This is a genomic window from Streptomyces sp. NPDC058650, from assembly GCF_042717315.1.
In the GTDB taxonomy this organism is placed as follows: domain Bacteria; phylum Actinomycetota; class Actinomycetes; order Streptomycetales; family Streptomycetaceae; genus Streptomyces.
In genome coordinates this window covers 188,757-211,004 of sequence record NZ_JBHXRL010000011.1, presented here as the reverse complement: position 1 = coordinate 211,004, position 22,248 = coordinate 188,757, and the positions used below count along the sequence as shown (strand labels likewise).

Below are 22,248 nucleotides of genomic sequence, written 5' to 3'. Positions count from 1 at the left end.
GATCAGGCGCGTGCGTGCGCACTCTGTGTCATGTGCGCTCCATTTACAAGATCGGCCAAGTGGCCGAGATGCCCCGACAGTGAGATTCACCACGGTGCAGTCGCAAACAGAAGCTCACACTGTCGATCTTCCGGACAGATCGGATGACAGGAGCATTTACGACCTAAAGCACCATCAGAACGGTTCGAACCAGAACCGAATGACACTCTGTCGAGCTCGTTCCACAGAATCTGTAACATCTTCATAAAGTCTTCAGAAATGGACGTCACGTACCGAACGTGTGATCGTGTGCGCGCCTTGTGCCCCGCGGACGGTCCGTCGGGGCCGTCTGCGCTGTCCGAAAATCCCTCTGGTCCCACGGGAGTAGACCGCCGTGCCCGCGCCGCCTCGTCTTCTCAGCCCGTTCGTGCGCACGCGCACACGGCTGACACTCACTCTCGGCCTCGTACTGGCCGCACTCACCGCCGTGCTCCTGCCCTGGTGGCAGCCGGGCACGCCTACGACCACCAGCTCCCCCAGCGCCCCCAACTCCCCCCGCACGGATGCCAAGCAGGCGTCGACGGGGCCGAAGGACGGGGCCGCCGCGTCGGCCGAGGCCAAGCGCACCGGCAAGAAGGTGCTCGTCGACACGGCGACCACCGCCACCGAGCTGATCTGGGCGCTGCCGAACGGGCAGATGCGCACCCAGATCCACGCGCTGCCCCAGCGTGCGAAGAACGCCCGGGGCAAGTGGGCGCCCATCGACAACACCCTGCACCGGACGGAGAACGCCGGCGCTCTGACCGTCCGTCCGGCCAACCCGGCCGTGCCGGTCCGCTTCTCCGGGGGCACCTCCGGCGAGGACCGCGCCGACCGTTCGTACGCCCGGCTGCCGCTCGCCGAGGGCGCGGGCGACGCGTCCGTCCTCGCCGAGGTCGACCTCGGCGGCCACACCATCGCCTACACCTGGCCCGGCGCCCTGCCGAAGCCGGTGCTCGACGGCCCGCGCGCCCTCTACCCCGAGGTGCTTCCCGGCGTCGACCTGCTCCTGGTGGTGCGTGAGGAGGGCGGCTTCGGCCAGCTCCTGATCGTCAAGAACCGCGAGGCCGCACAGAACAAGGACCTCGCGACCGTCTCGTACGGCCTGCGGTCCAAGACCGCTGTCTTCCGGCAGGACGCGAAGGCCAACCGGATCCAGGTCCTGGACAAGTCGGGCGCGGAGGTCGGCACCATCCCGACCCCCTTCGCCTGGGACTCCAGCGGCCGGGACCCCGAGCTCAAGCCGGGCACGCCCCAGCGCACCTCGGTCGCCGGCCCCGCCGACGTGCTGAAGCTGTCGGGCCTGACGGGCATCGAGCCGGGCGCGCGCTCCGCGCAGCTCCCGATCGCGCTCGACGGCGACGACACCGGTACGGCCACCCTGAACCTGGGCCTGGGCCGGACCGGCCTCCTCGCCCACCAGGACACGAAGTACCCGGTCTTCATCGACCCGCCGCTCAACAGCGGCTGGGCGGCCTGGACGACCGCGTACAAGAAGTACCCGAGCTCCAGCTTCTGGAACGGTACGAACTTCTCCTCCGGCACCTCCGACGCCCGTGTCGGCTACGAGAGCGACACCGGTGGTCTCGGCCGCTCCTTCTGGCGGATGAAGTTCTCGACCGGCTACAAGGGCGCGAAGTTCACGCGGGCCACCTTCAAGGTCAAGAACAACCACTCCTGGTCCTGCACCGCGCGGGAGTTCCAGTTCTGGCAGACCGGGTCCATCTCGTCCGGTACGACGTGGAACGCGCAGCCGAGCTGGTCGACGAAGCTGGACTGGCAGTCCTTCGCCCACGGCTGGTCCTCGACCGGCTGCCCGGACGCGTACGAGGCGTTCAACGTGCTGGCCGGAGTCCAGAAGAGCGCGGACGCCGGCGCCGAGACCCTCACCTTCGGCATGCGTGCCACCAGCGAGGGCGACACCCAGACCTGGCGCAAGTTCCTCGCGACCTCCGCCGTGGTGGAGGGCGACTTCAACACTGCCCCGTCCGAGCCGACCAACGGCACGTCTTCCCCGGGCGGCGCGTGTGTGCCCGGACCGACCAACAGCGTCACCATCGGCCGGACGACCATCACCCTGAAGGCCAAGGGCTACGACCCGGACAAGACCATTCCCAAGCTGCGGTTCCGTATCTGGAAGGCCGGCGCGACCACCAAGACCGAGTACGTCGCCACCGCGGACTCCACCGGCTACGGCCAGATGGTCATCCAGTCCGACCACGCGCTGCTGACGGGCCTCACGGGCAACACCCTCTTCTCCTGGGACGTGCGCGCCGAGGACGCGGCCGGTGCGGTCTCCTCGTTCTTCCCGAACGGCACGGAGTCGTGCCGGATCACCGTGGACCCGACCGCGCCGCCGCAGCCGGACATCACCAGCACCGTGTTCACCGAGGCCACGCCCGACGGCAAGACCTGGGCGAAGGTCAAGTACGGCACCCCCGGTGACTTCACCTTCAGCGCTGCCGGCGCGACCAAGTTCAAGTACGCCTTCGAGGGCGAGGCGCTCATCGAGACGCCGGCGCCCGTGAACGGCAAGATCACCCTCACCAACGTCCAGCCCAGGCACGCGGGTCCGACCTCCCTGAACGTCTACGCCTACGACGTCAGCGGCAATCAGAGCATCAAGGGCGACTACTCCTTCTACCTGCCGCCGCGCGACCGGGCCGACGGTCCGATGGACACCGGTGGCGACGACATCGCCGACCTGCTGGTGCTCTACCCGGACGGCAAGCTGAAGAACTGCGTGGGTGCCCCCGCCGACCCGGCGGTCCCCGGTACCGGCGGTGAGCTGTACAGCTGCCTCGCCGCGTCGTACGTGACCAAGGACAAGCAGGTCGACCCGGCGAACCACTGGATCGACGCGGCGGGCACCGCCTCACTGATCGCGCACTACAACGACACGTACCCGGGCGACGGTTCGACCGACATGTTCGCGGTCACCCCGGACAAGAAGTTCTGGCTCTACCCGGGTGACGGCTACGGCAGCTTCAACGTCGACGAGCGGATCGAGATCCGCCTGCCGGCCAACGCCCCCGCGCCGTCCACCTGGACGCAGCTGAAGGCGATCGGCGACATCACCGGCGACAAGCTGCCCGATCTGACCCTGCGGGCCGGGCCGGCGTTCTGGGTGCTGTCCGGCTACACCGGCGCCACCTTCCAGACCGCGACGCTGATGGAGGGCACCGCATGGGCCCGACGGGACATCGTCAACATCGCGGACATGAACAAGGACAGCACGCCCGACCTGCTGTGGCGCAACCTGGACAACGGCAACATGTACGTCCGCCACGGCAAGCCCGGTACGGGCGGCGGCGTCGACCTGGAGTCGATCAAGGTAGCGGTCAACTCGCTCAATGGTGACGTCGCGTTCGGCACGACCTGGACCGAGGTCAACGTCACGACCGCGATCGGCATCCCCGATGTCAACAACGACGGCGTGCCCGACATCTGGGCCCGCTTCGGTGACACCGGCAACATGAAGCTGTACTACCCGTCCACCACCAACACCAACCCGCCGGTCAGGACCGTCCTGGGCGTCGACTGGCGGGCCATCCGCGCCTTGGGCTGACCCCGCCCCCGCCCGCTGATCCCGAGCCCCGGCCGCCTGCCTCGCAGCAGGCGACCGGGGCTCGGGCCGTTCGCGGGAACGAGCCGTCAGTCCTGGTGGCCGAGCTGGAGGTCGCGCTCGGTGCGGCCCCCGCCCGCCATCTGGAGGACGGTGGCGACGGGCGGGTACCCGGCCGCGATGACCGTGTACTCGCCGGAGGACAGGTCCACGAAGCGGAAGGTGCCGTCGGCCCCGGTGGTGAGGGTGTCCATGACGTTGCCCGCGGCGTCGAGGAGGGTGACGCGGGCGTCCTCGACGGGGCGCCCGCCACCGGCCCGCACCGTGCCGCGCAGCACCGCCCCGCCGGCCAGCTCGATGTCCTGGCGGGTCTCGCGGGAGGACTGGACGCTCACCGGGAGCGCGGCGGGCCGGAACGCGGGGGCGCTGGCGGCGAGCGTGTACTCGCCCGCGACCAGTTCGGTGATGACGTACCCGCCCTCGCGTCCGCTGCGGGTCGAGGCGACGACCTCGCCGCGTACGTCGGTGAGGGTGACGGCCGCGTCCCGTACGGGCGTCCCGTCGGCGGTGACGACGCTGCCCGCGAGCCGCCCCGCGCCGCCGAGGACGACGTCGAGCTCCACGGGCCGGTCGCCCACGGTGACGGAGACCGCCTGCGGCTGGTGTCCGCCGGCCGCCGCGATGAGGACGTAGGCGCCCCGGTCGGGCACGCTCAGCGCGTACCGCCCGTCCTCGCCGCTCGCGCCGCGCCCGACCTGGCGGCCCTGGACGTCGATGAGGGTGAGGGCGGCCCGGGGCACGCGGCTGCCGTCGTGGTGCTGGACGGTGCCGCAGACCGGGACGCCGGAGTGGGCGGGCCCCTCGTGCGAAGAGGCGGGGGCGGCGTGGCGGGCGTGCGGGACCGCCTGGGTGCCGCGGAAGTCGGTGGCCTCGGTGGCCTCGGTGAGCGGGGTGTGGTGGGACACCAGCGGTTTCTCCTTGAGGAAGAAGGCGAGGACGAGACCGAGCACGAGGACCGGCACGAGGTAGAGGAAGATGCGGGGCATCGCGTCCGCGTACGCCTGGATGTAGGCGTCGCGCAGGGCGGGCGGCAGGGTGTGCACCGACTGCGGGGTGATCGACTCGGCCGGCGGCGGGGACGCCGCGGAGCCGCCCTGGGCGGTCACCCGCGCGAGCCGGTCGCCGAGGGCGTCGTCGAGCCGGGAGGCGAAGAGGGTGCCGAAGATCGCCGCGCCGACGCTGCCGCCGATCTGGCGGAAGTAGTTGTGGGCGCTGGTGGCGGTGCCGAGGTCGGCGGGGCGTACGGAGTTCTGCACGGCGAGCACGAGGACCGGCATGACGAGTCCGATGCCGGTGCCGAGGACGGCCTGCCAGAGGCTGTGCTGGAGGCGTGGGGTCTCGGTGTCCATGCGGGAGAGCAACCACATGCCGAGGACGGAGACGGCCCCGCCGAGCACCGGGTAGACCTTGTAGTGGCCCGTGCGGCTGATGAGTTGGCCGGAGACGACGGACGCGATGACGATCCCGCCCATGAGCGGGAGCATCAGGAGGCCGGACTCGGTGGCGGTGGCCCCCTCGACCATCTGCAGGAAGCTGGGGAGGTAACTGGCGGCGCCGAAGAGCGCGATGCCGACGACGGCCCCGACGAGGGCGGTGACGGTGAAGACGGAGTCGCGGAAGAGCCGGAGCGGGATGAGGGGTTCGGGCGCGACGTGCTCGACGACCAGGAAGAGCAGGGTCGTTCCGGCGGCGCCGCAGGCGAGGGCGAGGACGACCCGGGAGTCCCAGGCGTACTCGGTTCCGCCCCAACTGGTCAGCAGGACCAGGCAGGTGGAGGCGGCGGCGAGGAGCAGCGCGCCGAGGACGTCGAAGCGCCCGCGCGCCGTGGGCTTGGGGAGTTTGAGGACGACGGCGACGACGGCGAGGGTGACGAGCCCGAAGGGCACGTTGAAGTAGAAGCACCAGCGCCAGGAGACGTGGTCGGTGAAGAAGCCGCCGAGCAGGGGTCCGGCGACGGAGGCGAGGCCGAAGGCGGCGCCGATCAGGCCCATGTACCGGCCGCGTTCCCGGGCGGGGACGATGTCGGCGATGATCGCCTGGACGCCGATCATCAGGCCGCCGGCGCCCGCGCCCTGGAGCGCTCGGAAGGCGATCAGCTCGTCCATGCTCCGGGACCAGCCGGCCAGGCCGGAGCCGATGACGAAGACGACGATGGCGAAGAGGAAGACGCTCTTGCGGCCGAGGAGGTCGCCGAGCTTCCCGTAGATCGGGAGGCCGATGGTGGAGGTCAGCAGGTAGGCGGTGATGGCCCAGGACATCCGGTCCAGGCCCTGGAGCTCGCCGACGATCTTCGGCAGGGCGGTGGCCACGATCATCTGCTCGAGCGCGGCGAGGAGCAGCGCGAGCATGAGGCCGCAGAAGACGAGCCGGACGCGGCGGGCGTCGAGGGGGGCCGGTCCGGGGTCGGGCGGCGGCGCGAGGCCCGGGGGCGGGCCGCCCCCGTCGAGCTGCTCCGTGCCGACGGTGGCAGCGGCGCCCGGGGCACCCTCCGTGTCCGCCACGCCGTCCGCGGACTTCACCATCGCGATCGCACCCACGTACCTGCTCCCCTCGACACGGCGTCTGCGCCGCGCCATTCTTCGCATTGGGCGCGAAGCGGGAGCAAGTCGGGCGGTACGGGAGGCCGGTGGCGGTCAGGGGCGCCCCGTGGGCCGAACGACCCTGCGGCACGGCGCACTTGGGTCGCTCATCAGCGCGTTTACGAGGACGCCCGCGCCCCCTCGGTGCGCGGGGGCTCCGGTACGGGGGTGCGGGCGAACCACTCGAATCGGTGAACGCTCGGGGCGTTACTTCTCGACCTCGTCGGCCAGCTTGACGAGCAGGGCGTCGTAGATCCGGGCCAGGCCCTTGGGCGCGAAGGTCCTCTCGAAGAAGCCGCCGACGCCGCCGGCGCCGTTCCAGACGGAGGTGACGACGGCGCGCGACTTGCCCTCGCCGGCGGGGGTCACGGTCCAGGTGGTGACCATGGACGAGTTGCGGTCCTTCTCGACGAGCTGGCCGTCGGTGGGCTCGGTGACCTCCAGGAGGCAGTCGCGAACGCGCTTGCTGGTGGCCTGGAGCTTCCAGTGGACGAGGGTGCCCTCACCGTCGCCGCCCTCGCGCACCTCGTATTCGCTGAAGTGCTCGGGGAGCACCTTCGCGCGCGTGCCGCTGTAGTCCGCCAGCGCGTCGAACACCGTCTCCGCGTCCGCGGCGATGATCCGTTCCGTCGTGGCCTCGACCTGCGCCATTGACTTCCTCCAGCTTGTGGTTCCTCGGGGGTGTGGGCCAAGCGAACCACGCGGGCTCCGGGGCGCGAAATCCGGGTTGCGGTGATCAAGGGAACAGGTGTTCTATTCTGGGCGCAGGGTGGAGTCAGAGGCGAGGCAGAGCAACCGAGGAGGCGTCCGTGCGCTGGGACAATCTGGGCGACAGACCGACCGCGCCCGCCGATATCGGCCTGTTCGGTACGGACGCGGTGACCACGCGGACGTTCGACACTCCGGAGTTCCGGGGCATCACCTTCCACGAGGTGCGGGCCCGCTCGATCCTCAACCGGGTCCCCGGCGCCTCGCGGATGCCGTTCGAGTGGACGGTCAACCCGTACCGGGGCTGCACGCACGCGTGCGTGTACTGCTTCGCCCGCAAGACCCACAGCTATCTGGACCTCGACACCGGGCTCGGCTTCGACTCCCAGATCGTCGTCAAGATCAACGCCCCGGAGGTCCTGGCCCGCCAGCTCGCCTCCGCGCGCTGGCAGGGCGCCCACGTCGCCATGGGCACCAACGTCGACTGCTACCAGCGCGCGGAGGGCCGCTACCGCCTGATGCCGGGCATCCTCACCGCCCTGCGCGACCGGGCCAACCCCTTCTCGATCCTCACCAAGGGCACCCTGATCCTGCGCGACCTGGAGCTCCTCACCCAGGCCGCCCGGGTCACCGAGGTCGGCATCTCCGTCTCCGTCGGCTTCATCGACCAGGAGCTGTGGCGGACGATCGAACCCGGTACCCCCTCCCCCGAGCGCCGCCTCGACGTGGTCCGCACCCTCGGCGAGCACGGCATCGACTGCGGCGTCCTGATGGCCCCGGTCGTCCCCTTCCTCGGCGACCGGCCCGAGCAGCTGCGCGCGACGGTCCGCGCGATCGCCGAGGCCGGGGCGAGTTCGGTCACCCCGCTCGTGCTGCACCTGCGGCCGGGCGCCCGCGAGTGGTTCATGCGGTGGCTGCGGCAGCACCACCCGGAGCTGGTGCGGCGGTACGAGCGGATGTACGCGGACGGGGCCTACGCGCCGACCTGGTACCAGCGCCGGATCACCCGTCAGGTCCACGAACTGGCCGCCGAGTTCGGCATCGGCCCAGCCGACCGGGGCGCGCCGCGCCGGATCCCGGTCCCGGAGGAGCCCGCCCTCGCGGCCGCCCCCGAGCAGCTCACGCTGCTCTGATCAACGGACCGATCAACGGACCGATCATCGGACCGGTTCACCTGACACGCCGTCGGATCGTCCTCTGTTCGGGTCAACTCTCGGCGAAACAGGTCCCTCCACTGACCGTTCGGGGCACGGACGCCCTATGACCCCACGCGCAGGAATGCTGATCGCCGCGGGAGCGCTGGTCGCCGGGACGGTCACCGTCCTGCCCGCCACCCCCGCAGGCGCCGGTGAACCGACCCCCCGGCCGTTCCCCAGGCTCGCCTGGACCGGCTGCGCCACCCAGGCGTACCCGAAGCTCCAGTGCGCCACCCTGAAGGTGCCGCTCGATCACGACGACCCGGCCGGGCGGAGCATCACGCTCGCCCTCACCCGGGTCCCGCACACCGCCAAGACCTTCCAGGGGCCGCTGCTCGTGAACCCGGGCGGGCCCGGGGGCAGCGGGCGCACGATGGCCGGGTACGTGGCGGCCTCGCTGCCCCCGAAGGTGGCCGCCGAGTACGACGTGATCGGCTTCGACCCGCGCGGGGTCGGCAGGAGCGAGCCCGCGCTCGACTGCCGGCCGGGCCATTTCGCGCCGGTCCGCCCCGACTCGGTGCCGCGCGGCGCCGACGCCGAGAGGGTGGCGGTCGAGCGGGCCCGGGCCTTCGCCGAGGCCTGCGGCGACAAGTACGCCGACGTGCTTCCGTACATCGACACCGTGAGCACCGCCCGGGACCTCGACGCGATCCGCGACGCGCTCGGCGCGCCGAAGGTCAACTACCTCGGTTACTCGTACGGCACCTACCTGGGAGCGGTCTACGCGCGGCTGTACCCGGACCGGGTGCGGCGCATGGCACTCGACTCCGTCGTGAACCCGCACGGGGTCTGGTACGAGGACAACATCGCGCAGGACTACGCCTTCGACACCCGCCACAAGGACTTCATGGCCTGGGTGGCCCGGCAGGACGCGGTGTACAAGCTGGGGACCGACCCGGCGGCGGTCGAGGCCGCCTGGTACCGGATGCGCGACGCGCTGCGCGAGGCCCCGGCCGGCGGGAAGGTCGGACCGGGCGAACTGGAGGACACCTTCCTGCCCGGCGGGTACTACAACGGCTACTGGCCCCGCCTCGCGAGCGCGTTCTCGTCCTACGTCAACGACGGCGACGCGGCGCCCCTGACGGAGGCGTACGAGAAGTACGGGGAGGCCGACGCCTCCGCCGACAACGGCTACTCGGTCTACACGAGCGTGCAGTGCCGGGACGCGGCCTGGCCCCGCGACTGGAACGTCTGGCGAAAGGACAGCTGGGACGTCCACGCGAAGGCGCCCTTCTCGACCTGGAACAACGCCTGGTACAACGCTCCCTGCGCCTTCTGGACCGTGCCGGCCCTGACCCCGCCGGACGTCACCAACGACCAGCTGCCGCCGACCCTCATCCTCCAGGCGACGGAGGACGCGGCGACCCCGTACGAGGGCGGGATGGCCCTGCACCGGCTGCTGCGCGGCTCCAGCCTCGTCGTCGAGGAGGGCGGCGGGAACCACGGCGTGACCCTCGGCGGCAACGACTGCCTGGACGACCACCTGGCCGCCTACCTCGCCACCGGCAAGGTGCCGCGCGCCGAGGACGGGGCCGAGGTCGACGCGGTCTGCGAGGCGCTCCCCGAGCCGGTGCCCGAGCCGCCAACCCCGGCCGGGAAGAAGGCCGGGAAGGGAACGGCCCAGGCCCCCGATCCCACGGGAAAGCGCGTCGGCTCCCTGCGGGCGGAGGCGACCGGCATCACGCTCCACGGACTCCTCGGCCACGTCCGCTGACGACGGTCGCGCCGACCGGCACGGCCCCCACCGACAGTGCCCGCGCCCCCAGGGACGCGGGCACTGTCAGTGGCGTGCGCGAGGATGTGGGACATGACGAGCCACCTGACCCACGTCCCCGCACCCGACGGCCTCGCGCCCAGTCCGCAGTACAGCCACGTCGTCTGGGGGACGGGCCGGTTCGTCGCGATATCCGGGCAGTGCGCGCTGGACGCTTCCGGCGCGGTGGTCGGGGAGGGCGACGCGGTGGCCCAGGCCCACCAGGTCTTCGCCAATCTGGAGCGCTGCCTCGCCGCCGCCGGCGCGGGTTTCGGTGACGTGGTGAAGCTGACGTACTTCGTCACGGACGTGGCCCACCTCCCCGCGGTGCGGGACGCCCGGGACGCGTACTTCGCGGGGGCGCCGCTCCCGGCGAGCTCGGCGATGCAGGTGTCGGCGCTGGTCCGGCCGGAACTCCTCGTGGAGATCGAGGCCTTCGCCCTCGTGCCCGAGAAGGAGACCGGCGAGTCCGTGGCGGAGCTCCGTCTGCTGCGTTGACGCCCGTGTTCCTCGGGCGTCGCTGCGTTGACGCCCGTGTCTTTCAGCCGTGCGGACCGAGCCGCGTCAGTGAGTCCTCGGCCGCGCGGCCGAGCCGGGGGTGGGGAAGCGCGGCCTCCAGGGCGGGGCGGGCCCGGGGGTCACCGAGGGTGCCGAGGCCTTCGACGCAGGCGAGGCCGACCCGCCAGTGGGGGTCGTCGGCCGGAAGGCGCCGCCGCAGGACGGTGATCAGGGCCGGTACGGACTCGGGGGCGCGGAGTTCGGCGAGCAGCCGGACCGGCAGGAGGGCGTAGGCGACCCGGAGTTCGTTGGTGGCGAGGGCGGCGGCCGCGCGGGCGGTCCGCGGGTCGCCTAGCCGGACCAGGGCGTGGGCGGCGGTGACGCAGCGCTCGGCGTCGCGGTGGTTGAGGAGGAGGACGAGCGCCTCGAAGGCGCGCGGGTCGCCCGCGAGTCCGAGCTTGAAGGCGGCGATCTCACGGGCCCAGAGCGGCTGCCCGGGTGCGGTGAGGACCTGGTGGAGTTCCTCCGGATCGTCGGTTCCGGCGAGTTCTCCGAATGCCGCCGGGACTTCTCCGGTGTCATTCTCGATCTCGTCCCGCAATCGATCGATCATCGAGCAGAATTCCGGATCCTCGGCGCTTTCCATGAATCCGAGCCTATCCGCGATCCAGATCACACTTTCTCAACTTGCCGGGACTGGCGCGCTCGTTACCGGCCGGTTAGTCTCAGGTGAGCGGGTCACCACCCGCACTCCTCACTTTGGCCTGGTGACGCAGCCATCGTGAGCGTTTCGTCGGTTCGGCAGTTTCGATGTGACTCCGGGACAGAGTCCGTCGCCCTTTTCTCCAGGGCCTCGCCCTTCCTTCCAGGGCATCGCCCTCGTTCTTTCCCGCGCCCTTTCCCTCTCGCGCGCGCACTGCCCTCAGTCGTCACTCTTCCTCCCTGGAGTCCCCTGATGGACACCCCTCTCTCCACCATCGCCGTCGTCGGTCTCGGCACCATGGGCACCGGCATCGCCGACGTCCTCGCCCGGGCCGGCCGCGAGGTCATCGGCATCGACATCGACGACACCGCCGCCGCCCGGGCCGTCACCGCCCTGGAGGCCTCCACCGCCCGCGCCGTGGCCCGCGAGCGGATCACCGAGGAGGAGCGGCAGGACGTCCTGGCCCGCTTCCGTACCTTCTCCGACCTCCAGGCGGCCGCCGAGGCCGACCTCGTGATCGAGGTCGTGCCCGAGTCGTACGAGGCGAAGCAGGAGGTGTTCCGGGCGCTCGACGGGATCGTCCGGCCGGACGCGATCCTGGCCACCGGCACCAACGCGCTCTCCGTCACCCGGCTCGCCGCCGACTCGGCCCACCCCGAGCGGGTGCTGGGCCTGCACTTCTTCGCCCCCGTGCAGGCGATGAAGCTGGTCGAGGTGGTCTCCTCGGTGCTGACCGACCCGCGGGCCGTCGACGCCGTCACCCGGCTCGCGCAGGACCTCGGCAAGGAGCCGGTGGCGGTCGGCGACCGGGCCGGTTTCATCGCGGACGGGCTCCTCTTCGGCTACCTGAACCAGGCCGCCGCCATGTACGAGGCCAAGTACGCCTCCCGCGAGGACATCGACGCGGCCATGAAGCTGGGCTGCGGCCTGCCGATGGGGCCGCTGGCGCTGCTCGACCTGATCGGCGTCGACACGGCCCGTACGGTCCTGGAGGCCATGTACACGTCCTCGCACGACCGGCTGCACGCGCCCGCCCCGATCCTCAAGCAGCTCAGCGAGGCGGGCCTGACCGGCCGCAAGGCGGGGCGCGGCTTCTACACGTACGAGGCGCCGGGCTCCGGCGAGGTCGTGCGGGACGCGCTCACCCCGCTGACCTCCGCCGACGCCGGCGCCGGCCGCGAGGTCCGCTCGGTCGGCGTCGCCGGCTCCGGCACCATGGCCTCGGGCATCGCCGAGGTCTTCGCCAAGGCCGGATACGAGGTCGTCCTCGCCGCCCGCTCCCAGGAGAAGGCGGACACGGCCAAGGCCCGGATCGCCAAGTCCCTGGCCCGCTCCGTCGACAAGGGCCGGATGACCGGCGAGGCCCGTGACACGACACTGGCCCTGATCACCGCGGCCGGCACGCTCGACGCCTTCGCCGACGTCGACCTGGCCGTCGAGGCGGTCGCCGAGGACCTGGGGATCAAGCAGGAGCTGTTCGCGCGGCTCGACAAGATCTGCAAGCCGGGCGCGGTGCTCGCCACCACGACCTCCTCGCTGCCGGTCGTGGCCTGCGCCCGCGCCACCTCGCGCCCGCAGGACGTCATCGGGATGCACTTCTTCAACCCGGCGCCCGCGATGAAGCTGGTCGAGATCGTCCGTACGGTCCTGACGGCCGACGACGTCCACGCCACCGTCCGCGAGGTCACCACGAAGATCCGCAAGCACCCGGTGGACTGCGGCGACCGCGCCGGCTTCATCGTGAACGCGCTGCTCTTCCCGTACCTGAACAACGCGATCAAGATGGTCGAGGAGCACTACGCGACCCTCGACGACATCGACGCCGCGATGAAGCTGGGCGGCGGCTACCCGATGGGCCCGTTCGAGCTGCTCGACGTGGTCGGTCTGGACGTCTCGCTCGCGATCGAGCAGGTGCTGCACCGCGAGTTCCGCGACCCGGGCCTCGCCCCGGCCCCGCTCCTGGAGCACCTGGTGGCGGCCGGCTGCCTCGGCCGCAAGACGGGACGCGGCTTCCGCGAATATGCCCGCCGCTGAGCCGCCCACCGCGGGCTGGGGCGGCCTGCTGAGCTCCCCGGGCACCTCCGGTGTCCCGGGGGGCTCCCCGCCCCCACCTGGGCACACTCCCACTCCGATGCAGTACGTTCGGACCATGCCCAAGGCCGCGAAGACACCCCGTGCCACGTCCACGTCCGACGCTCCGGAGAGCGCGGCCGGCACGCGTGCCGCCGCCCAGCGGCTCAAGATGCGCCGGGAGCTGGCGACGGCGGCGATGGAGCTCTTCGCCACCAAGGGGTACGAGGCGACGACCGTCGACGAGATCGCGGCCACGGCCGGGGTCGCCCGGCGGACCTTCTTCCGCCACTTCCGCTCCAAGGAAGAGGCGATCTTCCCGGACCACGACGACACGCTGGTGCGGGCGGAGGCGGTGCTGAACGCCGCCCCGCCGCACGAGCACCCGCTCGACACCGTGTGCCGGGGCATCAAGGAGGTCATGAAGATGTACGCGGGCTCCCCCGCGGTCTCCGTGGAGCGCTACCGGCTGACCCGCGAGGTGCCGACCCTGCGGGAGCGCGAGATCGCCTCGGTGGCCCGCTACGAGCGGCTGTTCACCCGCTATCTCCTCGGCCACTTCGACGAGCGCGACCACCACGACGGCAACGACGACCCGCTGCTCGCGGAGGTGGCCGCCTCGGCGGTCGTCACCGCGCACAACCACGTGCTGCGCCGCTGGCTGCGGGCGGGCGGCCAGGGCGACGTGGAGGCGCAGCTCGACCACGCCTTCGCGATCGTCCGGGACACCTTCGGCACCGGCATAGGCGCGGGCCGCCCGGCCCCGTCCCCGCAGGCCGAGCAGGCGCCGGCCGTCAGGGCCTCCACCACCGGTGACGTGGTGATAGCCGTGGCCCGCACGGACGCCCCTCTCGACGAGGTCATGCGCACGATCCAGCAGGCGCTCAAAACCCCCTGAGGAGCCCTTGAGGACCCCTCAAGACCGCTCCACCACGACGGCCGCCCCCGGTTTCCGGGGGCGGCCGTCTTCGTATCGTCCCAGTTCAGGGGGGATTTCGATCGATCATCGCTCATCTGTGAGGGGCAGATTGCATCTGAGTGAAATTGTTGGCACGCAGTGCCTTGTGCGGTGACACGGCGTGCCATACGTTGATGTTGTCCGGGCGGCCGGCGAGCAGAGAACACCTCGTTCGCCGGCTGTCCCCACAAGCCGACGGCTCGTGCGCCCGGACGCCTGCGTCACAGGCACCCACGCGCCACCAGCGCCGCGCCACCGCACCACCCGAGCCGAACCGACGGCACACCTCCACAGCAAACAGCACTCCCCGCCGCAACCCTCAGGCGTCCACCCCGGACGCTCATCGCCGGAGGCAACCGTGAAGGAAATCCTGGACGCGATCCAGTCGCCGGACTCGACGTCCGCCGACTTCGCGAACATCTCGCTCCCCGAGTCGTACCGGGGCATCACCGTCCACAAGGACGAGGCCGAGATGTTCGCCGGGCTCGCCAGCCGCGACAAGGACCCGCGCAAGTCGCTGCACCTCGACGACGTGCCGCTGCCCGAGCTCGGCCCGGGCGAGGCCCTGGTCGCCGTCATGGCCAGCTCGGTCAACTACAACTCGGTCTGGACCTCGATCTTCGAGCCGGTGTCGACCTTCGGCTTCCTGGAGCGCTACGGCCGGCTCAGCGAGCTCAGCAAGCGCCACGACCTGCCGTACCACGTCATCGGCTCCGACCTCGCGGGCGTCGTGCTGCGCACCGGCCCCGGCGTGAACTCGTGGAAGCCCGGCGACGAGGTCGTCGCCCACTGCCTCTCGGTCGAGCTGGAGTCCTCCGACGGCCACAACGACACGATGCTCGACCCCGAGCAGCGCATCTGGGGCTTCGAGACCAACTTCGGCGGCCTGGCGGAGATCGCCCTCGTCAAGTCGAACCAGCTGATGCCGAAGCCCGGCCACCTCAGCTGGGAGGAGGCGGCCTCCCCCGGCCTCGTGAACTCCACCGCCTACCGCCAGCTGGTCTCCCGCAACGGCGCCGGCATGAAGCAGGGCGACAACGTCCTCATCTGGGGCGCGAGCGGCGGACTCGGCTCGTACGCCACGCAGTTCGCCCTGGCCGGCGGCGCCAACCCGATCTGTGTCGTCTCCTCCCCGGAGAAGGCCGACATCTGCCGCGCGATGGGCGCCGAGGCGGTCATCGACCGCAATGCCGAGGGCTACAAGTTCTGGAAGGACGAGCACACCCAGGACCCGAAGGAGTGGAAGCGCTTCGGCAAGCGCATCCGCGAGCTCACCGGTGGCGAGGACATCGACATCGTCTTCGAGCACCCCGGCCGCGAGACCTTCGGCGCGAGCGTCTACGTCACCCGCAAGGGCGGCACCATCACCACCTGCGCCTCCACCTCGGGCTACATGCACGAGTACGACAACCGCTACCTGTGGATGTCGCTGAAGCGGATCATCGGCTCGCACTTCGCGAACTACCGCGAGGCGTGGGAGGCGAACCGCCTGATCGCCAAGGGCAAGATCCACCCGACCCTGTCGAAGGTCTACTCCCTGGAGGAGACCGGCCAGGCCGCCTACGACGTCCACCGCAACCTGCACCAGGGCAAGGTCGGCGTCCTCGCGCTCGCGCCGCAGGAGGGCCTGGGCGTCAGCAACCCCGAGCTGCGCGAGAAGCACATCGACGCCATCAACCGTTTCCGCAACATCTGAGCCCGGGACCATAGATGACTGAGCGCCAGAAGGACCGGCCGTGGCTCATGCGGACCTACGCCGGTCACTCGACCGCCGAGGCGTCCAACGAGCTGTACCGGCGCAACCTCGCCAAGGGTCAGACCGGCCTGTCGGTCGCGTTCGACCTGCCGACGCAGACGGGCTACGACCCGGACCACATCCTCGCCCGCGGCGAGGTGGGCCGGGTCGGCGTCCCCGTCTCGCACCTCGGTGACATGCGCCGGCTGTTCCAGGACATCCCCCTGGAGCAGATGAACACCTCGATGACCATCAACGCCACGGCGATGTGGCTGCTGGCGCTCTACCAGGTGGCCGCCGAGGAGCAGGGTGCGGACATCACCCAGCTCCAGGGCACCACCCAGAACGACATCGTGAAGGAGTACCTGTCGCGCGGGACGCACGTCTTCCCGCCCGGCCCCTCCCTCCGCCTCACGACGGACATGATCGCGTACACGGTCAACAACATCCCGAAGTGGAACCCGATCAACATCTGCAGCTACCACCTGCAGGAGGCGGGGGCCACTCCGGTCCAGGAGATCTCGTACGCGATGTCCACCGCGATCGCGGTGCTCGACTCGGTCCGCGACTCCGGGCAGGTCCCGGAGGACCGCTTCGGCGAGGTCGTCGCCCGCATCTCCTTCTTCGTGAACGCGGGCGTCCGCTTCATCGAGGAGATGTGCAAGATGCGCGCCTTCGGCCGCATCTGGGACAAGATCACCCACGAGCGGTACGGGATCGAGAACGAGAAGCAGCGCCGGTTCCGCTACGGCGTGCAGGTCAACTCGCTCGGCCTGACCGAGGCCCAGCCGGAGAACAACGTCCAGCGGATCGTCCTGGAGATGCTGGCCGTCACCCTCTCCAAGGACGCCCGCGCGCGGGCCGTGCAGCTCCCCGCCTGGAACGAGGCGCTCGGGCTGCCGCGGCCCTGGGACCAGCAGTGGTCGCTCCGCATCCAGCAGGTGCTCGCCCACGAGTCCGACCTGCTGGAGTACGAGGACATCTTCGCCGGCTCGCACGTGATCGAGGCCAAGGTCGAGTCGCTCGTCGCGGAGTGCCTGGCCGAGATCGACCGGATCCAGGAGATGGGCGGCGCCATGGCGGCCGTCGAGTCCGGCTACCTCAAGTCGCAGCTCGTCTCCTCGCACGCCGAGCGGCGCGCCCGGATCGAGTCCGGCGACGAGAAGATCATCGGCGTCAACATCTTCCAGTCGACGGAGGAGAACCCCCTCACCGCCGACCTCGACACGGCGATCATGACAGTCGACCCGGCGGTCGAGGCGCGGGTGGTCGGTTCGCTGAAGACCTGGCGGGACAACCGCTACCAGCCGCCGTTCAACCACCCGCGCCCCTGCAAGGCCCTCGAACGCCTCAAGGAGGCCGCCAAGGGCACGGGCAACCTCATGGAGGCCACCCTCGAGTGCGCCCGCGCCGGGGTCACGACCGGCGAGTGGACCGAGGCCCTGCGCGAGGTGTTCGGCGAGTTCCGGGCCCCCACCGGCGTCTCCTCGGCTCCGGTCGCGGTGACGGCCGAGGAAGGCACGCCGCTGGCTCTCGTACGGGAGAAGGTGGCGCGGACCGCCGAGGAGCTCGGCGCCGGGCGGCTGCGGCTGCTCGTCGGCAAGCCGGGCCTGGACGGGCACTCCAACGGCGCCGAGCAGATCGCCGTACGGGCCCGTGACGCCGGTTTCGAGGTGGTCTACCAGGGCATCCGGCTGACCCCCGAGCAGATCGTCAACGCGGCCCTCGCCGAGGACGTGCACTGCGTGGGGCTGTCGATCCTCTCCGGCTCGCACGCCGAGCTGGTCCCGGACGTCCTCGACCGCCTCCGCGAGGCGGGCGCGACCGACGTGCCGGTCATCGTCGGCGGGATCATCCCGAACGCCGACGCCGCAGATCTGAAGCGCGCGGGCGTGGCCGCCGTCTTCACACCGAAGGACTTCGGTATCACGGAGATCATCGGCCGTATCGTCGACGAGATCCGGAAAGCTCACAAGCTCAGCCCCCTTGAAAGTACGGAGGTCCTCGCATGACCAGCCCCGTGAACCGTCTGCGTCCGCGCCGCTCCTGCCTCGCGGTCCCCGGCTCCAACCCGCGCTTCCTGGAGAAGGCCCAGGGCCTCGCCGCGGACCAGGTCTTCCTCGACCTGGAGGACGCCTGCGCGCCGCTGGCCAAGCCCGAGGCACGGCACACCATCGTCAAGTTCCTCAACGAGGGCGACTGGACCGGCAAGACCCGGGTCGTGCGGGTCAACGACTGGACGACCCACTGGACCTACCGGGACGTCGTCACGGTCGTCGAGGGCGCCGGCCAGAACCTCGACTGCATCATGCTGCCGAAGGTCCAGGACGCCCAGCAGATCGTCGCGCTCGACCTGCTGCTCACGCAGATCGAGAAGACGATGGGCTTCGAGGTCGGCAAGATCGGCATCGAGGCGCAGATCGAGAACGCCCAGGGCCTCGTCAACGTCAACGCGATCGCGCAGGCCTCCCAGCGCGTCGAGACGATCATCTTCGGCCCGGCCGACTTCATGGCCTCCATCAACATGAAGTCGCTGGTCGTGGGCGAGCAGCCGCCGGGCTACCCGGCGGACGCCTACCACCACATCCTGATGAGCATCCTGATGGCCGCCCGCGCCAACAACCTCCAGGCGATCGACGGCCCCTACCTCCAGATCCGCAACCCGGAGGGCTACAAGGCCGTCGCGCAGCGTGCCGCCGCCCTGGGCTTCGACGGCAAGTGGGTGCTGCACCCGGACCAGGTCGCCGCCGCGAACGAGATCTTCTCGCCCGCGCAGGACGACTTCGACCACGCCGAGCTGATCCTCGACGCGTACGACTACTACACGTCCGAGGCCGGCGGGAAGAAGGGCTCCGCGATGCTCGGCGACGAGATGATCGACGAGGCCTCCCGCAAGATGGCCCTGGTCATCTCCGGCAAGGGCCGCGCCGCCGGCATGCAGCGCACCACCAAGTTCGAGATCCCGGGGGCCTGAGTCCGATGCAGTTCGGCCGTAGCTACGAAGAGTTCGAAATCGGTGCCGTCTACAAGCACTGGCCCGGAAAGACGGTCACCGAGTACGACGACCATCTCTTCTGTCTGCTGACGATGAACCACCATCCGCTGCACATGGATGTGAATTACGCCGAGAACACGACGGACTTCGGGAAGAACGTCGTCGTCGGCAACTACATCTACTCGCTGCTGCTCGGCATGTCCGTGCCGGACGTCTCCGGCAAGGCCATCGCCAACCTGGAGATCGAGTCGCTGCGGCACGTGGCGCCGACCTTCCACGGCGACACGATCTACGGCGAGACGACGGTCCTCGACAAGACCCCGTCGAAGTCGAAGAACGACCGCGGCATCGTCTACGTCGAGACCAAGGGCTACAAGCAGGACGGCACCCTCGTGTGCGTCTTCCGCCGCAAGGTCATGGTGCCCACCGAGACGTACATCAAGGAGCGCGGCGGCGAGCAGCCCGGCCGCCCCGAGCTGATCGAGCCCGCCAAGAAGACGGAGAAGTAGCCATGGCCCGACTCGCCCAGACCGCCGGGCTCACGGACGTCCAGCAGGAGATCCTCAAGACCGTCCGGGAGTTCGTCGACAAGGAGATCATCCCGGTCGCCACCGAGCTGGAGCACCGCGACGAGTACCCCCAGCAGATCGTCGACGGGCTCAAGGAGCTCGGCCTCTTCGGTCTGATGATCCCCGAGGAGTACGGGGGCCTGGGCGAGTCGCTGCTCACCTACGCGCTGTGCGTGGAGGAGATCGCCCGCGGCTGGATGTCGGTCTCCGGCATCATCAACACGCACTTCATCGTCGCGTACATGCTCAAGCAGCACGGCACGCAGGAGCAGAAGGACTACTTCCTTCCGCGGATGGCGGCCGGCGAGACGCGCGGCGCGTTCTCGATGTCGGAGCCGGGCCTCGGCTCGGACGTGTCCGCCATCACGTCCAAGGCGGTCAAGGACGGCGACGAGTACGTCCTCAACGGTCAGAAGATGTGGCTGACGAACGGCGGAACGTCGACGCTGGTCGCCGTTCTCGTCCGAAGTGACGAAGGACACCCGGAGGGCACCGCCCCCCACAAGTCGATGACGACCTTCCTCGTCGAGAAGGAGTCCGGCTTCGGAGAGGTCCGCCCCGGCCTCACCATTCCCGGGAAGATCGACAAGATGGGTTACAAGGGCGTCGACACGACCGAACTCATCATGGACGGACTGCGCATTCCGGCCAATCGGGTCCTCGGCGGCACGACGGGCCGAGGGTTTTACCAAATGATGGACGGCGTGGAAGTCGGCCGCGTGAACGTGGCGGCCCGTGGCTGCGGCGTCGCTCAGCGTGCTTTCGAACTGGGTGTCTCGTATGCCCAGCAACGTCACACTTTCGGCAAGGCGATCGCCGAACACCAGGCGATTCAGTTCAAGCTTGCCGAGATGGCTACCAAGGTCGAGGCCGCTCATGCCATGATGGTGAACGCAGCACGCAAAAAGGACTCCGGGGAACGAAACGACCTCGAAGCAGGGATGGCGAAGTACCTCGCCTCCGAGTACTGCAAGGAGGTCGTGGAGGATGCCTTCCGCATTCACGGCGGCTACGGGTTCTCGAAGGAGTACGAGATCGAGCGCCTCTACCGTGAGGCGCCGATGCTGCTCATCGGTGAAGGTACCGCCGAGATCCAGAAAATGATCATTGGTCGTCGGCTGCTCGAGGAGTACCGCTTCCAGGGTTGATTGTCGCGTTTGAGTCGGTTCGGCCGCGAAGAAGATCACACCCTGTGTTCGTCTTCCGGCCGTCGACTCGGTTCCTGGCTTGCCCAGTTGCGCCCCGCAACCGATAGCATCGCCGGAAAGCCGCCGTCCCCCGTTGCCAGTGCGGCATCATCCGCTACGAAGGTCATCCATGCCCCACAGCCAAACCTCTGCACACCGCGACAGCCTCTCGGGCGTACGCCTCGCGCGCGGAGCATCGCCGTGGCTTCTGCCGACCGTCGCCACCGCGGCGCTCACGCTCCTGCGCGCGCGCAAGTCGAAGCGTGCCGCGGCCATCGCCGTGCCGACCACCGCGCTCGCGGCCGGCATGCTGTGGTTCTTCCGCGACCCCGAGCGCGAGATCGCGCAGGGCCGGGTCATCTCCCCCGCCGACGGCGTGGTGCAGAGCATCATGCCGTGGAAGGACGGACGCACCCGGGTCGCCATCTTCATGAGCCCGCTGAACGTCCACGTCAACCGCGCGCCGCTGGCCGGCACGGTGACGTCCGTGGAGCACATCCCCGGCGGGTTCGTCCCGGCGTTCAACAAGGAGAGCGAGAACAACGAGCGCGTTGTCTGGCACTTCGACACCGAGCTCGGCGACATCGAGATGATCCAGATCGCGGGTGCCGTCGCACGACGCATCGTGCCGTACATCCCGCAGGGGACGAAGGTCGAGCAGGGTGACCGGATCGGTCTGATCCGCTTCGGCTCGCGTGTCGACATCTACCTCCCGGAGGGTGTCGAGGTCGCCGTCGAGGTGGGCCAGGCCACGACCGCGGGGGTGACTCGCATTGACCGTGATTGATCCCGACACACGGGCTGCCGAATGGGTTGCCGACGCCGAGGCGGAGGCGGCCGAAGAGGCCGAGGAGATGCCGCTGTCGTTGAGGCTGTCCATAGCGGACGCCCTCACGCTCGGTAACGCCACGTGCGGCTTCATGGCGGTCTACTTCACGACGACCGGCATCCTGATCCCGCATCTCACCGGCAGCACGGAGACCGGCATGGCGCGCAACAGCGCCGCCACCGCCGTGATCCTGATGCTGGCCGCGGCGATCTTCGACCTCTTCGACGGCATCGTGGCGCGCAAGCTCCGCAGCTCGCCGATGGGCGCCGAGCTCGACAACCTGTCGGACCTCATCAGCTTCGGTCTGGCCCCGGCCTACTTCGTGCTCGTGTACGGCATGGTCACGCCCGGCGCGCAGCAGAAGGTCTCGGCGGTGGCCGCGATCGTGGTGCTGCTCGCCGTGGTGCTGAGGCTGGCGAGATTCTCGTGCGTGACGATGAAGGACGGCATGTTCCAGGGCATGCCGAGCCCCTTCGGCGCGCTGACGGTCGTCTCGATCGTGCTTCTGGAGCTGCCGTTCATCCCGACGCTCCTCGCGATCATCGGGGTGGCCTGGCTGATGGTGAGCCGGGTCGAGTACCCCAAGCCGCGGGGTGTCCTCGCGGTGGCGATGCTCGCCTGGATCGTCGGTGCGATGGGCATGCTGGCGGCCTGGGCGTTCGACGCGCCGGGCGGGGCATTCCTGCTCCAGACCGGCTGCGCGCTCCAGGTGGTGTTGGGCGCCGTGATCCCCCTCTTCGCGACGGCCCGCCGGGTGAACACGTTCCGCGGCAACCGCCGTGAGAGCCGCGAGGCTCGTGCGACGCAGCTGCGGTAGCGGATCGA

Annotated in this window: 16 protein-coding genes; 13 read left to right on the top strand and 3 right to left on the bottom strand. The window is 70.1% G+C overall.

The window, feature by feature from the left end; genetic code table 11:
- Positions 1 to 406: 406 nt before the first annotated feature.
- Positions 407 to 3,586 (top strand): hypothetical protein, encoded by a 3,180-nt coding sequence (locus tag ACFWWU_RS21515; protein WP_384147417.1) that lies wholly within the window; start codon positions 407 to 409, stop codon positions 3,584 to 3,586.
- Positions 3,587 to 3,672: 86 nt separating this feature from the next.
- On the opposite strand, the gene ACFWWU_RS21510 is transcribed toward ACFWWU_RS21515, so the two are convergent.
- A complete protein-coding gene (locus ACFWWU_RS21510; RefSeq protein WP_384147480.1) occupies positions 3,673 to 6,165 on the bottom strand; it encodes an MFS transporter in 2,493 nt (830 codons plus the stop codon).
- A 264-nt stretch (positions 6,166 to 6,429) separates the two neighbouring features.
- A complete protein-coding gene (locus ACFWWU_RS21505; protein WP_317600663.1) occupies positions 6,430 to 6,873 on the bottom strand; it encodes an SRPBCC family protein in 444 nt (147 codons plus the stop codon).
- Positions 6,874 to 7,031: 158 nt separating this feature from the next.
- On the opposite strand from ACFWWU_RS21505, the gene ACFWWU_RS21500 reads away from it, so the two are divergent.
- From ACFWWU_RS21500 to ACFWWU_RS21490, 3 genes are all read left to right on the top strand, one after another.
- Complete coding sequence (locus ACFWWU_RS21500) at positions 7,032 to 8,063, top strand: Rv2578c family radical SAM protein (protein ID WP_384147416.1); 1,032 nt, start codon at positions 7,032 to 7,034, stop codon at positions 8,061 to 8,063.
- Between the two features lie 127 nt (positions 8,064 to 8,190).
- Positions 8,191 to 9,840 (top strand): alpha/beta hydrolase, encoded by a 1,650-nt coding sequence (locus tag ACFWWU_RS21495; RefSeq protein ID WP_384147415.1) that lies wholly within the window; start codon positions 8,191 to 8,193, stop codon positions 9,838 to 9,840.
- Between the two features lie 93 nt (positions 9,841 to 9,933).
- On the top strand, positions 9,934 to 10,377 hold the full coding sequence (locus ACFWWU_RS21490) for a RidA family protein (RefSeq protein WP_384147414.1): 444 nt from the start codon (positions 9,934 to 9,936) through the stop codon (positions 10,375 to 10,377).
- A gap of 43 nt (positions 10,378 to 10,420) precedes the next feature.
- On the opposite strand, the gene ACFWWU_RS21485 is transcribed toward ACFWWU_RS21490, so the two are convergent.
- A complete protein-coding gene (locus ACFWWU_RS21485; protein ID WP_384147413.1) occupies positions 10,421 to 11,023 on the bottom strand; it encodes a HEAT repeat domain-containing protein in 603 nt (200 codons plus the stop codon).
- Between the two features lie 309 nt (positions 11,024 to 11,332).
- On the opposite strand from ACFWWU_RS21485, the gene ACFWWU_RS21480 reads away from it, so the two are divergent.
- The 9 genes from ACFWWU_RS21480 to pssA all read left to right on the top strand — a co-directional run bounded on the left by ACFWWU_RS21480 (position 11,333) and on the right by pssA (position 22,240).
- Positions 11,333 to 13,114, top strand: coding sequence for a 3-hydroxyacyl-CoA dehydrogenase family protein (locus ACFWWU_RS21480; RefSeq protein WP_384147412.1), 1,782 nt, complete (start codon positions 11,333 to 11,335; stop codon positions 13,112 to 13,114).
- Positions 13,115 to 13,229: 115 nt separating this feature from the next.
- On the top strand, positions 13,230 to 14,048 hold the full coding sequence (locus ACFWWU_RS21475; protein ID WP_384147411.1) for a TetR family transcriptional regulator: 819 nt from the start codon (positions 13,230 to 13,232) through the stop codon (positions 14,046 to 14,048).
- 418 nt (positions 14,049 to 14,466) lie between these two features.
- Positions 14,467 to 15,804: a crotonyl-CoA carboxylase/reductase gene (gene ccrA, locus ACFWWU_RS21470; RefSeq protein WP_125742214.1), complete on the top strand. Its 1,338-nt coding sequence runs from the start codon at positions 14,467 to 14,469 to the stop codon at positions 15,802 to 15,804.
- A gap of 14 nt (positions 15,805 to 15,818) precedes the next feature.
- On the top strand, positions 15,819 to 17,855 hold the full coding sequence (locus ACFWWU_RS21465) for a protein meaA (RefSeq protein WP_384147410.1): 2,037 nt from the start codon (positions 15,819 to 15,821) through the stop codon (positions 17,853 to 17,855).
- The gene (locus ACFWWU_RS21460; RefSeq protein ID WP_384147409.1) at positions 17,852 to 18,817 is read left to right on the top strand and encodes an HpcH/HpaI aldolase/citrate lyase family protein; all 966 of its coding nucleotides are present in this window, start codon (positions 17,852 to 17,854) and stop codon (positions 18,815 to 18,817) included. The genes ACFWWU_RS21465 and ACFWWU_RS21460 overlap by 4 nt, the downstream gene beginning before the upstream one ends.
- Before the next feature lie 5 nt (positions 18,818 to 18,822).
- On the top strand, positions 18,823 to 19,347 hold the full coding sequence (locus ACFWWU_RS21455) for a MaoC family dehydratase (RefSeq protein WP_384147408.1): 525 nt from the start codon (positions 18,823 to 18,825) through the stop codon (positions 19,345 to 19,347).
- A gap of 2 nt (positions 19,348 to 19,349) precedes the next feature.
- Complete coding sequence (locus tag ACFWWU_RS21450) at positions 19,350 to 20,555, top strand: acyl-CoA dehydrogenase family protein (RefSeq protein WP_125742218.1); 1,206 nt, start codon at positions 19,350 to 19,352, stop codon at positions 20,553 to 20,555.
- A gap of 169 nt (positions 20,556 to 20,724) precedes the next feature.
- On the top strand, positions 20,725 to 21,381 hold the full coding sequence (locus tag ACFWWU_RS21445; RefSeq protein WP_384147407.1) for a phosphatidylserine decarboxylase: 657 nt from the start codon (positions 20,725 to 20,727) through the stop codon (positions 21,379 to 21,381).
- Positions 21,374 to 22,240, top strand: a complete 867-nt coding sequence (gene pssA / locus ACFWWU_RS21440; RefSeq protein WP_384147479.1) for a CDP-diacylglycerol--serine O-phosphatidyltransferase — start codon at positions 21,374 to 21,376, stop codon at positions 22,238 to 22,240. Before ACFWWU_RS21445 ends, pssA begins: the two co-directional genes overlap by 8 nt.
- The last annotated feature ends 8 nt before the right edge of the window (positions 22,241 to 22,248 follow it).

Coding starts and splice junctions, on each gene's coding strand:
- ACFWWU_RS21510 (WP_384147480.1), bottom strand. CDS start 6,165: ATGGTGAAGTCCGCGGACGGCGTGGCGGACACGGAGGGTGCCCCGGGC.
- ACFWWU_RS21505 (WP_317600663.1), bottom strand. CDS start 6,873: ATGGCGCAGGTCGAGGCCACGACGGAACGGATCATCGCCGCGGACGCG.
- ACFWWU_RS21495 (WP_384147415.1), top strand. CDS start 8,191: ATGACCCCACGCGCAGGAATGCTGATCGCCGCGGGAGCGCTGGTCGCC.
- ACFWWU_RS21490 (WP_384147414.1), top strand. CDS start 9,934: ATGACGAGCCACCTGACCCACGTCCCCGCACCCGACGGCCTCGCGCCC.
- ACFWWU_RS21485 (WP_384147413.1), bottom strand. CDS start 11,023: ATGGAAAGCGCCGAGGATCCGGAATTCTGCTCGATGATCGATCGATTG.
- ACFWWU_RS21480 (WP_384147412.1), top strand. CDS start 11,333: ATGGACACCCCTCTCTCCACCATCGCCGTCGTCGGTCTCGGCACCATG.
- ACFWWU_RS21475 (WP_384147411.1), top strand. CDS start 13,230: ATGCCCAAGGCCGCGAAGACACCCCGTGCCACGTCCACGTCCGACGCT.
- ACFWWU_RS21465 (WP_384147410.1), top strand. CDS start 15,819: ATGACTGAGCGCCAGAAGGACCGGCCGTGGCTCATGCGGACCTACGCC.
- ACFWWU_RS21460 (WP_384147409.1), top strand. CDS start 17,852: ATGACCAGCCCCGTGAACCGTCTGCGTCCGCGCCGCTCCTGCCTCGCG.
- ACFWWU_RS21455 (WP_384147408.1), top strand. CDS start 18,823: ATGCAGTTCGGCCGTAGCTACGAAGAGTTCGAAATCGGTGCCGTCTAC.
- ACFWWU_RS21450 (WP_125742218.1), top strand. CDS start 19,350: ATGGCCCGACTCGCCCAGACCGCCGGGCTCACGGACGTCCAGCAGGAG.
- ACFWWU_RS21445 (WP_384147407.1), top strand. CDS start 20,725: ATGCCCCACAGCCAAACCTCTGCACACCGCGACAGCCTCTCGGGCGTA.